Genomic DNA, 13,317 nt, shown 5'->3' with positions numbered 1-13,317 from the left:
GGAGGGTGTTGAGCACCGGCGCGCTGCGTGCGCATCTGCTGGCCGCCCGGTTGGCCGGGCCCGTCGCCACCTCGCGGGAGGCGAGCCTGCGCAGTTACCGGCTGTTCGCGGCGCGGGATCCGCGGGTGCTGCTGGGGCTGGAGCCGGACTGGGGCTGGGGCGAGGGTGACCTGCTGAGGCTGATGGCGGACAGGTGCGGGGTCTCGGCGGATCCTGCGCACGTCAGCGGGCCGGACGCGATCGATCCGGAGCTGACGCTGGCGGCGTTGGAGGCGTTCGCGGAGCGGCTGCGCGAGGCGGCCGGGGCGCGGTCGCCGGTGTTGTTCGGGACGGGGCATCCGCACCGCCTCCTGGGGTTCTACGCCAGTTTGGCGCGGGCCCTGTCGGCGGTGGGATGTGTTGTGCTCACTCCGGCGCAGGGGGCCGGTGTCGACATGGCGACCCGGTTCGGCGTACGCAGGCACAGCATCGATTACGTACGGGGTGTCGCGTTGGTGCGGGAACCCGGCGCGCGGCCGCCGGGGAGTGCGACCGGCGTGCACACCCATTCACCCCTGCCGGTTCGGATCGCGCTCGGGGCGCTCGCGGAGGCCGGCGGGCCATTGCCGGAATTGGTGGTGGGGGATCACGGGTGGGTCTGCGGCGCAGGTCAGCTCGGCGTGGAGGCGATCGGGCTGGCGGATACGGACGACCCGGCGCTGTTCGTCGGCGAGGCGGAGGGGCGGGTGGCGGTGGCTGTTCCGCTTGATGACGCGGTGCGCGCGGACTACTACAGACCGCTCATTCGGTATCTACTCGATCGGGCGAGTCTGCCGGGTGCACAGGAGTGGCCGTAGCTCCTCTTCCCCACTCGTATCACACGCCCCTACTCTGGGGAGTGAGCGTGCGACGACGAGGAGTAACCGGAGGGGAAGCCGGTGCCCGTCATGCGCGGAAGGTCAAGGTGTGTCATGGCTGCTGGCGAGAGGCCTCTCAGTGAGGTTCAGTTCCTGACCGTGGCGGAGGTCGCCTCGGTGATGCGAGTGTCGAAGATGACCGTGTACCGCCTGGTGCACAACGGTCATCTGCCCGCTATCCGGGTGGGCCGGTCCTTCCGGGTCCCCGAGAACGCGGTTCACGAGTACCTCCGAGAGTCCTATGTGGGGGTGGAGTCGGCCTGAGACTGAAGCTCCGGCGAACTCTCCGAACCCCTCGGATTACAGGCTAAGAGCTCGGGCGGGTAGGCTAGGCCGACGTAGGTCGTGTGGGCCCAGACGCCCCGCACCGTTCCCCGCTGACGCGGGGATGTTCCGAGAAGTGAGCGAGGGTAGTCGTGGGCTCTGTTATCAAGAAGCGGCGTAAGCGGATGGCTAAGAAGAAGCACCGCAAGCTGCTCAAGCGCACCCGCGTCCAGCGCCGTAACAAGAAGTAAACGGCAGCTGTACGTGTTCTCCGCAGCCCCTCCACCATTCTTTGGTGGAGGGGCTGCGGTGTAGCCGGGGGACGACGAGGAAGGCGCTGAGCTCGTGGGGAAGGTCGTGCTCGTTACCGGGGCTGCCCGGCAGCTGGGGGGCCGCTTCGTGCGGCGGGTCCAGCGTGATCCCGAGGTCGAGCGGGTCATCGCGGTCGACGCGGTCGCGCCGCCGCACCGGCTGGGCTCGGCGGAGTTCGTCCGTACGGACATCCGGCAGTCGTCCATCGCCCGGGTGCTCGCCGAGCACGCCGTGGACACGGTGGTCCATCTCGCCGTGACCGGGAGCGGAGCGGGGCCGGGCGGCGCGGGGAGCGCCGTCAAGGAGACCAACGTCATCGGGACGATGCAGCTGCTGGGGGCCTGCCAGAAGTCGCCGACGGTACGGCGGCTGGTGGTGAAGTCCAGTACGAGCGTGTACGGGGGCGCCTCGCGGGATCCGGCCGTTTTCACGGAGACCACGCACCCCAAGTCGCTGCCGGCGGCGGGCTTCGCCAAGGACGCCGTCGAGGTCGAGTCGTACGTACGGGGCTTCGCGCGCAGGCGGCCCGACGTGGCGGTGTGCGTGCTGCGTTTCGCGAACATCCTGGGGCCGTACGCGGACTCCTCGCTCGCCGAGTACTTCTCGATGTCCGTGATGCCGACGGTGCTGGGGTACGACCCGCGGCTGCAGTTCGTCCACGAGGACGACGTGCTGGAGGTGCTGCGGCTGGCGGCGGCGGAGCCCCAGCGCGGGACGCTGAACAGCGGGACCTTCAACATCGCGGGTGACGGGGTGCTGTTGTTGTCGCAGTGCGCCCGGCGGCTGGGTCGGCCGACGGTGCCGCTGCTGCTGCCCGCGGTGACGTGGGTGGGGTCGGCGCTGCGGGCGGTGGGGGTCACCGATTTTTCGCCGGAGCAGATCAGACTCCTCACGCACGGGCGGGTCGTGGAGACTTCCCAGATGCGGGAGGTGCTGGGATTCAAGCCCATGTACACGACCGCCGAGACGTTCGCCGATTTCGCGCGCAGCCGAGGGAACGGGCTGCTGCCGCCGGAGCGCGCGGGGCGGGCCGTGGACCGGGTTGCCGGAGTGTTGAACGTGAACGTCGGGGTTGCCGGATCCGAAGAGGGAGCGCAGCGATAGTGGCGGACGCCAAGGTCATTCCGTTCGACGAGGACCGGCCGCGCCGGCGGGGCGCCGGGACCCGGAGAGTACGGGCGGTGCCCGCGCCGGAGCCGGTGGCGGAGGCCGCGGAGCCGGCCGTGCCGGAGTCCGCCGTTCCCGTGGAGTCCGGCGGGGCCGCGTGGGACCGGCGGATCGCCGGCGGGCTGGCGTTCCTGCGGCGGCGGGTCACCGGGGACTACGAGGTCGACGAGTTCGGCTACGACAAGGAGCTGACGGACCAGGTCCTGATGTCCCTGATGCGGCCGCTGTTCGACAAGTACTTCCGGGTCGAGGTCAAGGGCATCGAGAACATCCCGGCGGAGGGCGGCGCGCTGATCGTGGCGAACCACTCCGGGACGCTGCCGCTGGACGGGCTGATGATGCAGGTGGCGGTCCACGACCACCACCCGGCGCAGCGGCACCTGCGGTTGCTGGCGGCGGACCTGGTGTTCATGCTGCCGGTGGTGAACGAGCTGGCGCGCAAGGCCGGGCACACGCTGGCGTGTTCGGAGGACGCGCAGCGGCTGCTCGAGGCGGGGGAACTGGTCGGGGTGATGCCGGAGGGCTTCAAGGGGATAGGGAAGCCGTTCGGAGACCGGTACAAGCTCCAGCGGTTCGGGCGGGGCGGGTTCGTGTCGACGGCGCTGCGGGCGGGGACGCCGATCGTGCCGTGCTCGATCGTGGGGGCGGAGGAGATCTACCCGATGGTCGGCAACGCGAAGACGCTGGCGCGGTTGCTGGGGATTCCGTACTTCCCGATCACGCCGACGTTCCCGTGGCTGGGGCCGCTGGGGGCGGTGCCGCTGCCGACGAAGTGGACGATCCAGTTCGGCGAGCCGATCGCGACGGACGGGTATCCGCCGGAGGCGGCGGAGGACCCGATGCTGATGTTCAACCTGACGGACGAGGTCCGCGAACAGATCCAGCACACGCTGTACAAGCTGCTGGTGCAGCGGCGGTCCGTGTTCTTCTGAGTCTTCTTCCGACCCGTTCTGACGCGTTGTTTCATGGCGGCAGGCCCTCACCCCGTTCGGGGGTGAGGGCCTGCCGCCGTTCCGTCCTACTCGGAGTCCTCCGCCTTCAGGCCCAGGCCCGGGAGGAGGCCCGGGAGGAGGGGCGGCAGGGTGATGTCCGGTTGTACGTGCTCCGGGGAGGACGAGGCCCCCGGGGTGTCCTGACCCGAGGGCGGGTGCAGGAGGTCGCCCGTGCCGCCCAGGAGGCCGCCGCCGGGGGCCGGTGAAGGCTTGGCGCCGGTGGTCGCGGGCGGGGTCGGGCTGGCCGAGGGTGCGCCTGCTGCCGGTGCGGACTGGTGCTGCCCGGCCGGGGCGCTCGGCCTGGCCGGGGCACCGGAGCCGCCGCGGGCTTGCTCCGGGGCCTTGGGGAGCAGGCTCTGGAGGGGCGCCACGTCATCGTCTATGGCCTGGAAGACCGATTCGACCTCCCCGCCCACATCGGTGAGCTGCGCCGGGAGCTTCTCCCGGAGTCGGCCCCACGCGTCGCGGTGCGAGCGGGAGAACGACGACAGCGCCTGGATCGGGCCGAGCGAGCCGTCCCGTTGGTAGGCGGCCTGGAGGAGCCGGTGGCCCTCCGCTGCGTCGTGCTTCATGCCCGCCAGGGCCCGGCGGATCGCGCCGAGCGACTCGTGGTCCAGTGAGCCCGACCGGCCGCGCTCCATCAGCCTGCGGGCTTCCGACAGGCGGTTGGAGGCCTGGTCGAGGTAGAGCTCGCCCCGGTCCGCGTCCTCGTCGGCCATCCCGAGCTTCAGGTCCTCCATGCCCCGTTTGACGGGGTAGAGGGAGTCACCCGGCAGGGCGTCCGTGCTGGCAGCGGCCACGCCGCTGAAGGCCCCCGCGGCCACACCTACGGTGAGGCCGCCCGCTGCGATGCCCTTGGACCAGCGGGAGCGGGGTCGCAATTTCCGGAGCGAGGTCGCCCGGTGGGCGCCGCGGCCGGTCCGCTGCTCGGGCACTTGAGGGTCCGAGGCGGCACCGCCCCCGGCCCTCTCTTCCATCACCATGGCCTCCATGGCGGCCACGAGCTGGGCTCGTTGCACCACTTTGACCTCGGGGTCCAGCACCGGGCGCGGCATTCTTTCGCCGAACACGTTCGCCAGGGCCAACAACCGGTCGTGGTCGGCAGGTTCGGCAGGTGCCTCGGACTGCTCGGCCGCCGGATCCGGTTCCGAAAGGTCGGATGGGGTCCGATCCTCCAGGGCCTGGGCGAAGGCGTTCGCCCGCCGGTGCGGAGTCACGTTCGCGATCACTGGCGGCACCTCCTCTCGTCATGACGATCGACTCCCCAAGGTGTCCGGAAGGTTGCCTGCCTTGAGCACATCCACACTTTCGAGTGAGCGGCTTCGGGCAGGGCGTGTCCACAGGGAGCCTGCATTCCGCACAACGAGCGGCGCGGCACTTGGGTTACGGACGAAGGATGATCGGACCACAGCGTCATCGGGGGGTCACCGGTTGTGTGGATTGTCAGGAGGGTCGGTAGGCGCGGGGGGTCTGCGGGGCGTGGGGGGAGTCGCAGGGTGAGGCGCCCGGTGGCGGCGGTGCGGGGCGGGTCGGAGGTCAGCGGGCGTCGTCCGGGAGCAGGCGGGCCAGGGTGCGGACCGCCCGGTACTGGAGCGTCTTGATGGCGCCCTCGTTCTTCCCCATCACCCGGGCGGTCTCGGCGACCGACAGGCCTTGGAGGAACCGCAGGGTCACGCACTCCTGCTGCTGGGGATTGAGCTTGCGTACGGCTTCCAGCAGGGCGGCGTTGGAGAGGGACTCCAGGACCGAGTCCTCGGGGGATCGTTCCACCTCGTTCGCGTCCAGCATCTCGCCCGTGGTCACTTCCAGACGGAAGCGGCTGGACTTGAAGTGGTCCGCGACCAGGTTGCGGGCGATCGTGACGAGCCAGGCGCCGAAGTCGCGGCCCTGCCAGGTGAAGGTGGAGATGCGGCGCAGCGCGCGCAGGAAGGTCTCACTGGTGAGATCCTCCGCGGTCGCCTTGCCGCCGACGCGGTAGTAGATGTAGCGGTAGACCGTGTCGCTGTACTGGTCGTACAGCCGGCCGAAGGCCTCGGCCTCGCCGGCCTGGGCGCGTTCGACCAGGTCCATCATGCGGGCCTGGTCGCTGTCCGCGGTGGGGCGGCGGGCGGCGGGCGCGCTCGTACCGGTGGCGGCGCCGCTGGTGCCTCCCCCCGTGCGACCGCGTCTGCCCACCGTCGCTCCGCCGTCGGTCAGGGCATAGCAAGGACCGGCCGGGCCGAGGCCGGCAGGGACCGCGGCGGCGAAGGCGGGGACGGCGTACGCGGTGGGGACGAAGCCACGCAGGTGGTCGAGGACCGTTGCGCGCAGCGTAGCCAGGCCCGAGGCGTCAACCCCGACAGGTGGGTACACGGGACTCCCAGAGGCAGAGCTTCCATCACGTGCAGTGCGGGACCGTTCACCCGTCGTGGCGACAGATGGCCGGTGGCATGCGTTTGAGGAGAATAACGCTTCGTACAGGCAGTGCTACACCCAGTTGCTCAAATCACCGATTCCGACACTTCCGTTGCGTGTCCAAGGCATATTCAGTCGCAGTTGGTGATCGATTCTTGATCGGTTGAATACGCGGAATGGACGCTTCCACGCTGGCTCGCGACCGAGTCGGGCATGCAGGAGTGGCGCGCGGGGCGCAGGGGTAGAGGTGGGGGAATGCCCGCGGCGCAGCGGGCCGAGAACCCGCGGGGGGCGGCCCCGGGCGGCTCCGGCGCAGGCGGAAGCCGGGGTGCGGCCGGGCGGCGGGAGCGGGATCGGCTACTTGCGGCGGCGGTGCAGGGCGATGGCGGCGGCTGCGCCGCCCGCGATCGCGCCGACGCCGGCGGCGGCCGGGACGCCGACCTTCACGGCCTTGCGGCCGGTCCGATAGTCGCGCAGCCGCCAGTCGTGTGCCCGGGCATGCTTGCGCAGTTTTGTGTCGGGATTGATCGCGTACGGATGCCCGACCAGCGACAGCATCGGAATGTCGTTGTGCGAATCGGAGTACGCCGCGCAGCGTTCGAGGTCGAGGCCCTCGGCGGCGGCCAGCGCGCGGACGGCCTCGGCCTTCGCGGGTCCGTGGAGCGGCTCGCCGACGAGCCGGCCGGTGTAGATGCCGTCGACGGATTCGGCGACGGTGCCGAGCGCCCCGGTCAGGCCGAGCCGGCGGGCGATGATCGTGGCGGTCTCCACGGGCGCGGCCGTGACCAGCCAGACCTTCTGCCCGGCGTCGAGGTGGGCCTGGGCCAGGGCGCGGGTGCCCGGCCAGATCCGCTCGGCCATGTACTCGTCGTAGATCTCCTCGCCGATCGCCATGAGTTCGCAGACCTTGTGGCCCTTGACGATGGAGAGGGCGCTGTCGCGGGCGTCCTGCATGTGCTCGGGGTCCTCGACCCCGGCGAGCCGGAACCAGGCCTGCTGCCAGGCGAAGCGGGCGAGTTCGCGGCGGTGGAAGAACTCCCGCTTGTAGAGGCCGCGGCCGAAGTGGAAGATCGCGGCGCCCTGCATGACGGTGTTGTCGAGGTCGAAGAAGGCGGCGGCGAGGTCGTCGCCGGCGACGGGGAACTCGGGCTCGGCCGGTTCCGCTTCCTCGGCTGCCCGCGCCGCGGTCCCCTCGGGCTCGGCCGGTGGTCCGGCCTCCGTCTCGAGGGCCTGCGCGGTCTTGCGGGCGGCTTCGGCCGAGGCCTCGCCTGCCAGCACGCTCCGCGCGGTGGCGGAGCGCCTACGGGGGGTGAGCCATCCCAGAGCGGCCATGACGCGAGCATAGCCATTGTGTTCGGGAGTTCCCGAACCGATGGGGTGCCGGGGGCGTGAACTCTTCGGTGCCGTGGTGTTACGTGGTGGCGCGGGAGAATGGGGGGATGAGCCCTTTGCTGCGTCGTAAGGAAAAGAAGCGTCCCGGCGAGCGGTTGGTCACGCTCATCGGGAAGCCGGGGTGCCATCTGTGCGATGACGCCCAGGAGGTGATCGAGAAGGTCTGCGCGGAAGTCGGAGCACAGTGGGAGAAGAAGGACATCTCGCGGGACGCGGAGCTCTACCGGCTGCACTGGGAGCAGATCCCGGTGGTGCTGGTGGACGGCGAGCAGCACACCTTCTGGAAGGTGAACCCGGACCGGCTGCGTCGCGCATTGGAGGGCTGACCCTCCGGCCGGTTACCATCATGGGCGATTTGTGGGGTCTCGGGGGCGTATTGATGAGGAGTGTGTACTGTTTTGCACCCCTCGGGATTTGAACGGGTTCGGCGTGTTGTGGGTTCCCGTCCTTCAGGCCCGGGCCGCGTGACCCCGGTCACTTTGCTCGGACAAAGCGGACACAATCTTTGTGCACGCGTTCACAAAGACATAGCCTGCATTCGACGGGGCGGTCTTGGGACAAGTGACCGCCTGCAGCCCCGCTCATCCCGCAGGAGCATCGTGGCAACTGGCCGAACTCACCGACCGGCGACCCGCAGCCGAGGTATTCCCGAGGCCACTGTCGCCCGGCTTCCGCTGTACTTGCGCGCACTCACCGCGCTCTCCGAGCGATCGGTGCCCACGGTGTCCTCCGAGGAGCTCGCGGCAGCCGCCGGAGTCAACTCCGCGAAGCTGCGCAAGGACTTCTCGTACCTCGGTTCCTACGGCACGCGCGGCGTCGGCTACGACGTCGAGTACCTCGTCTACCAGATCTCCCGCGAGCTGGGCCTGACCCAGGACTGGCCGGTCGTCATCGTCGGCATCGGTAACCTCGGCGCCGCCCTGGCCAACTACGGCGGCTTCTCCGCGCGCGGATTCCGCGTCGCGGCGCTCATCGACGCCGACCCGGCGATGGCCGGCAAGCCCGTCGCGGGCATGCCCGTGCAGCACACCGATGATCTGGAGAAGATCATCTCGGAGAACGGCGTCTCGATCGGCGTGATCGCGACCCCCGCGGGCGCGGCCCAGCAGGTCAGCGAGCGCCTGATCGCCGCCGGCGTCACCTCCATCCTGAACTTCGCGCCGACCGTGCTGTCCGTGCCGGACGGCGTGGACGTGCGCAAGGTCGACCTGTCGATCGAGCTGCAGATCCTGGCGTTCCACGAGCAGCGCAAGGCCGGCGAGGAAGCGGCGGCCAACGCCGGGCCCTCCTCGTCCCCCTCCGCTGCTGCCTCCGCGTCGGGTGACACCGCCGAGACCGGCGCCGGTTCCGGCGCGGCCCCCGCCGCGGCCGTCGAGCCGCCCGCCGGACGGCCCGCCGCCGTCGCACGCAAGAACGGCCCCGAGGGCGATGTTCCGGCGGTGATGCCGGCATGAGTCTGCTCGTCGTAGGGCTGAGCCACCGCAGCGCGCCGGTGAGCGTGCTCGAACGTGCCTCCCTGTCGGCCGACGCCAAGGTCAAGCTCGTGCACGACACCCTCGCCGCGGAGCCGGCGACGGAGGCGACGGTGCTCGCCACGTGCAACCGGATCGAGCTGTACGCGGACGTGGACAAGTTCCACGCCGGTGTGGCCGAGCTGTCGACCCTGCTCGCGCAGCACAGCGGGGTGGCTCTGGAGGAGCTCACTCCGTACCTGTACGTCCACTACGAGGACCGGGCCGTCCACCACCTGTTCTCGGTGGCGTGCGGGCTGGACTCGATGGTGATCGGCGAGGGCCAGATCCTCGGGCAGATCAAGGACGCGCTGGCGCTGGGGCAGGAGCTCCACAGCGCAGGCCGCCTGATCAACGACCTCTTCCAGCAGGCGCTGCGCGTCGGCAAGCGGGCGCACTCCGAGACCGGGATCGACCGCGCCGGGCAGTCGCTGGTGACGTTCGGGCTGGAGCAGCTGACCGCCGGCCGCGAGCCGGTGGACGTGTGGGCCAAGGACAAGCGGGCGCTGGTGATCGGCGCCGGGTCGATGTCCTCGCTGGCCGCGGCCACGCTGGCGCGGGTGGGCGTCGCCGAGATCGTCGTCGCGAACCGCACCGCAGAGCGGGCGGACCGTTTGGTCGAGATTCTGGTTGCCTCAGGCACTGGGGTTGTGGCCAGGTCCGTTCCGATGGCGTCGGTCGCCGATGAGCTGACACGTGTTGACGTGGTCGTGTCCTGCACCGGGGCCACCGGGCTGGTGCTGACCGGCGAGGACGTGGCAGCCGTGGTCGAGGGCCCTGCCGGGCTTTCCCCCACCCCGCCCCTTCCCGATTCCCGGGGGCTCCGCCCCCGGACCCTCACGCCTCAAACGCAGGCGGGGCTGAAGGGAACGTCGGCGGGGCCGGATGCGGTCGGCGCTCGGCTGGATGCGGCCGGTGCCGATGTCCTGGCGCGGCTCGTGGCCGCCGCCGAGGCCGGGGTGCGGCTCGCCGACGGCGGGGTGGCGCGGACCATCGTGCCCGGGGCCGACCGCGACGGGTGTCCCGTCGAGGTGCCGGCCGGCGACGGACGGGCCGCGCTCACCGGAGTCGACGCCAACTCCCTCGAACTGCACGGCACATGGGCCGACCAGGGCGAGGCCGCCGCGCAGCGGCAGCCCCGCAAGGGCGCCCGCAGCCAGGTCGACGTGGCGCCCGTACGGCTGGCCCTGCTGGACCTGGCCATGCCGCGCGACATCGACGCCGCCGTGCACCGGATCCCGGGCGTGCGGCTCGTCGACATCGAATCGCTGGCCGAAGCCTCGGCCGACGCTCCGATGGCGGCCGACGTGGACGCCGTACGCGGCATCGTCGCCGAAGAGGTGGCAGCCTTCGGCGCCGCGCAGCGGGCCGCACACATCACGCCGACCGTCGTCGCCCTGCGGGCGATGGCCGCCGAGGTCGTGGCCATGGAAGTGGCACGGCTCGACGGGCGGCTCCCGGACTTGGACGAACGGCAGCGGGCCGAGGTCACCCAGACCGTACGCCGCGTCGTCGACAAGCTCCTCCACGCGCCGACCGTGCGCGTCAAGCAGCTCGCCAGCGAGCCCGGGGGCGCCGGGTACGCCGAGGCGCTGCGCGAACTCTTCGACCTCGACCCGCAGACGGTGGCCTCCGTCAGCCGGGCGGACGCGGCCGGCCAGGCCGGACAGGTCGACCAGGCCGGACAGGCCGACACGGCTGACAAGAACGACGACTCAGGACGGGCATCATGAATCCACGTCTCGACCAGCCTCTCCGGCTCGGCACGCGGCGCAGCAAGCTGGCCATGTCCCAGTCCGGCCATGTCGCCGACGCGGTAAGGGCGATCACTGGCCGGCCCGTCGAGCTCGTGGAGATCACGACCTACGGTGACGTGTCCCGTGAGAACCTCGCGCAGATCGGCGGCACCGGCGTGTTCGTCACCGCGCTGCGCGACGCGCTGGTGCGCGGCGAGGTCGACTTCGCCGTCCACTCGCTGAAGGACCTGCCGACCGCGCAGCCCGAGGAGCTCGTGATCGCGGCCATGCCGCTGCGCGAGGACCCGCGCGACGCGCTCGTCGCCCGCGACGGCCTGACCTTCGAGCAGCTGCCCGACGGCGCCCGCATCGGTACCGGTTCGCCGCGCCGCATGGCGCAGCTCAACCACTACGCGCGGACCCTCGGGAAGCGCATCGAGACCGTCGCCATCCGGGGGAACGTCGACACCCGGATCGGCTTCGTGCGCGACGGCGAGCTGGATGCCGTCGTCCTTGCCGCCGCCGGGCTGAACCGGATCGGCCGCAGCGCCGAGGTGACCGACTTCCTGTCGGTCGACAACGTGCTGCCCGCTCCCGGCCAGGGCGCCCTGGCCGTGGAGTGCCTCGCGTCCGACGCGGAGCTCATCGCTTCGCTCGCCGAGCTCGACGACCCGCACACCCGGGCCGCCGTGACCGCCGAGCGTTCCCTGCTCGCCGCCCTGGAGGCCGGTTGCAGTGCGCCTGTGGGTGCGCTCGCCGATCTTCTGGCCGACGGCCAGGTTGTCAATGAAATGCGCCTGCGCGGCGTCGTCGGTACCCTCGACGGCTCGACGCTCGTGCAGCTGTCCACCACCGGTCCCGTGCCCCAGTCGTATGACGAGGCCATGGCGCTCGGCCGCGAACTCGCGGACGAGATGCTGGCCAAGGGCGCGGCCGGTCTGATGGGGGAGCGATCGCTTTGAACCCCTCACGTCCGACCACCTCCGCTTTTCCGGTCGTCGCCGCTCACGGGCACGTCACCTTCCTCGGTGCCGGCCCCGGCGACCCGGGTCTGCTGACGCTCCGCGCCGTCGAGGCGCTCGCGGCCGCGGACGTACTGATCGCGGAGCCCGAGGTGCTCGAGGTCGTACGCACGCATGCGCGCGCGGGAGTGGACACGCCACAGCTGACGATTGCTGACGAAGTGTCAGCAGCCGCCGGTGTCCCGGTGATCCGGGATGCGGCCAATCTTGTCATGGAGGCCGCGCGCTCCGGCAGGCGGGTCGTCCGAGCCGTCACCGGCGACCCCGGGCTCGACGGCAACGCGGCCGAGGAGATGCTCGCCTGCGCCACCGGCGGCATCCCCTTCGAGGTGGTGCCCGGTGTCGCGACCGCCGTCGGCGTGCCCGCGTACGCAGGTGTGCCGCTGCGCGGCGGCCGGGGCGACGCAGGTACGGACGTGCGGTTCGTGGACGCGCGGGGCGCCTCCGCGCGCTGCTGGAGCGAGGTCGGTGCCAGCGACGGCACCCTCGTCGTCTCCGCGACGCTGGAGACCGTCTCGAGCGCCGCCGCCGAGCTGGTGTCCGCCGGGCGCAAGCCCGACACCCCGCTCACGGTGACGGTCGCCGGCACGACGACCCGCCAGCGGACCTGGAACGCCACCCTCGGGACCATCGCCCAGGTGTTCAAGCAGGGCAAGGTGCTCCCGTCGCCCGAGGGCGCCCGGCCGGTCATAGCCGTGGTCGGTGAGCACGGCGCCGCCGCGCGGCGCGAGGAGCTGGCCTGGTTCGAGTCGAAGCCGCTGTTCGGCTGGCGGGTCCTCGTACCGCGTACCAAGGAGCAGGCCGCTTCGCTCTCCGACCAGCTGCGTTCGTACGGCGCGGTGCCGCACGAGGTGCCGACCATCGCCGTGGAGCCGCCGCGCACCCCGCAGCAGATGGAGCGCGCGGTCAAGGGCCTGGTGACGGGCCGCTACGAGTGGATCGCCTTCACCAGCGTGAACGCGGTGAAGGCCGTCCGGGAGAAGTTCGAGGAGTACGGGCTCGACGCCCGTGCCTTCGCGGGCATCAAGGTCGCCGCCGTGGGCGAGCAGACCGCCGCCGCGCTGGTCGAGTTCGGCGTCAAGCCGGACCTGGTGCCGAGCGGCGAGCAGTCCGCGGCCGGGCTGCTGGAGGACTGGCCGCCGTACGACCCGGTCTTCGACCCGATCGACCGCGTGTTCCTGCCGCGCGCCGACATCGCCACCGAGACGCTGGTGGCCGGGCTGATAGAGCTGGGCTGGGAGGTCGACGACGTCACGGCCTACCGGACCGTGCGCGCGTCGCCGCCGCCGGCGGACACGCGCGAGGCGATCAAGGGCGGCGGCTTCGACGCCGTTCTCTTCACGTCGTCGAGCACGGTGCGCAACCTCGTGGGCATCGCCGGCAAGCCGCACAACGTCACCGTCATCGCCTGCATCGGGCCGGCCACGGCCAAGACGGCGGAGGAGCACGGCCTGCGGGTCGACGTCCTGTCGCCGGAGCCGAGCGTCGGCAAGCTGGCGGAGGCCCTGGCCGAGTACGGGGCGGCGCGCCGCGAGGCGGCCAAGGAGGCCGGCGAGTCGGTGTCCCGGCCGAGCGAGCGCCGGCCGGGGGCGCGGCGGCGCCGTACCACCTGACGCCGGGCGAGGTTCCCC

13 protein-coding genes are annotated in these 13,317 nt (G+C 71.4%); 10 read left to right on the top strand and 3 right to left on the bottom strand.

Annotated elements, in window-relative coordinates:
- Nucleotides 1-5: 5 nt before the first annotated feature.
- The 5 genes from OG299_RS17960 to OG299_RS17940 all read left to right on the top strand — a co-directional run bounded on the left by OG299_RS17960 (nucleotide 6) and on the right by OG299_RS17940 (nucleotide 3,571).
- Nucleotides 6-836, top strand: a complete 831-nt coding sequence (locus OG299_RS17960) for a phosphatase (protein ID WP_327361993.1) — start codon at nucleotides 6-8, stop codon at nucleotides 834-836.
- Between the two features lie 114 nt (nucleotides 837-950).
- Nucleotides 951-1,160 (top strand): helix-turn-helix domain-containing protein, encoded by a 210-nt coding sequence (locus OG299_RS17955; RefSeq protein WP_008738568.1) that lies wholly within the window; start codon nucleotides 951-953, stop codon nucleotides 1,158-1,160.
- Nucleotides 1,161-1,312: 152 nt separating this feature from the next.
- Nucleotides 1,313-1,411 (top strand): 30S ribosomal protein bS22, encoded by a 99-nt coding sequence (locus OG299_RS17950; RefSeq protein WP_003948845.1) that lies wholly within the window; start codon nucleotides 1,313-1,315, stop codon nucleotides 1,409-1,411.
- A gap of 94 nt (nucleotides 1,412-1,505) precedes the next feature.
- Entirely contained in the window at nucleotides 1,506-2,576 is a 1,071-nt protein-coding gene (locus OG299_RS17945; protein WP_266626785.1) for an NAD-dependent epimerase/dehydratase family protein, read from the top strand.
- Nucleotides 2,576-3,571: a lysophospholipid acyltransferase family protein gene (locus tag OG299_RS17940; RefSeq protein ID WP_266626783.1), complete on the top strand. Its 996-nt coding sequence runs from the start codon at nucleotides 2,576-2,578 to the stop codon at nucleotides 3,569-3,571. Before OG299_RS17945 ends, OG299_RS17940 begins: the two co-directional genes overlap by 1 nt.
- A gap of 86 nt (nucleotides 3,572-3,657) precedes the next feature.
- On the opposite strand, the gene OG299_RS17935 is transcribed toward OG299_RS17940, so the two are convergent.
- The 3 genes from OG299_RS17935 to OG299_RS17925 all read right to left on the bottom strand — a co-directional run bounded on the left by OG299_RS17935 (nucleotide 3,658) and on the right by OG299_RS17925 (nucleotide 7,357).
- Entirely contained in the window at nucleotides 3,658-4,860 is a 1,203-nt protein-coding gene (locus OG299_RS17935) for a DUF5667 domain-containing protein (RefSeq protein ID WP_266626781.1), read from the bottom strand.
- 307 nt (nucleotides 4,861-5,167) lie between these two features.
- A complete protein-coding gene (locus OG299_RS17930) occupies nucleotides 5,168-5,983 on the bottom strand; it encodes an ECF subfamily RNA polymerase sigma factor, BldN family (protein WP_327361992.1) in 816 nt (271 codons plus the stop codon).
- Nucleotides 5,984-6,382: 399 nt separating this feature from the next.
- Nucleotides 6,383-7,357, bottom strand: a complete 975-nt coding sequence (locus tag OG299_RS17925; RefSeq protein WP_266626777.1) for an HAD family hydrolase — start codon at nucleotides 7,355-7,357, stop codon at nucleotides 6,383-6,385.
- Between the two features lie 107 nt (nucleotides 7,358-7,464).
- On the opposite strand from OG299_RS17925, the gene OG299_RS17920 reads away from it, so the two are divergent.
- From OG299_RS17920 to OG299_RS17900, 5 genes are all read left to right on the top strand, one after another.
- Nucleotides 7,465-7,743 (top strand): glutaredoxin family protein, encoded by a 279-nt coding sequence (locus OG299_RS17920; RefSeq protein WP_327361991.1) that lies wholly within the window; start codon nucleotides 7,465-7,467, stop codon nucleotides 7,741-7,743.
- Nucleotides 7,744-8,016: 273 nt separating this feature from the next.
- Entirely contained in the window at nucleotides 8,017-8,871 is an 855-nt protein-coding gene (locus tag OG299_RS17915; protein WP_327361990.1) for a redox-sensing transcriptional repressor Rex, read from the top strand.
- A complete protein-coding gene (locus tag OG299_RS17910; RefSeq protein ID WP_327361989.1) occupies nucleotides 8,868-10,661 on the top strand; it encodes a glutamyl-tRNA reductase in 1,794 nt (597 codons plus the stop codon). Before OG299_RS17915 ends, OG299_RS17910 begins: the two co-directional genes overlap by 4 nt.
- Nucleotides 10,658-11,626 carry a hydroxymethylbilane synthase gene (hemC, locus tag OG299_RS17905; protein WP_266626770.1) on the top strand — a complete coding sequence of 323 codons (969 nt, stop codon included), beginning with the start codon at nucleotides 10,658-10,660 and terminating at the stop codon, nucleotides 11,624-11,626. Before OG299_RS17910 ends, hemC begins: the two co-directional genes overlap by 4 nt.
- Nucleotides 11,623-13,299, top strand: coding sequence for a bifunctional uroporphyrinogen-III C-methyltransferase/uroporphyrinogen-III synthase (locus OG299_RS17900; RefSeq protein WP_266626768.1), 1,677 nt, complete (start codon nucleotides 11,623-11,625; stop codon nucleotides 13,297-13,299). The genes hemC and OG299_RS17900 overlap by 4 nt, the downstream gene beginning before the upstream one ends.
- Nucleotides 13,300-13,317 lie beyond the last annotated feature (18 nt).

Origin of the sequence: Streptomyces sp. NBC_01296, assembly GCF_035984415.1 — a bacterium.
GTDB lineage: Bacteria > Actinomycetota > Actinomycetes > Streptomycetales > Streptomycetaceae > Streptomyces.
The sequence above is the reverse complement of the archived record's forward strand: the minus strand, read 5'-3'. Positions and strand labels throughout refer to the sequence as shown.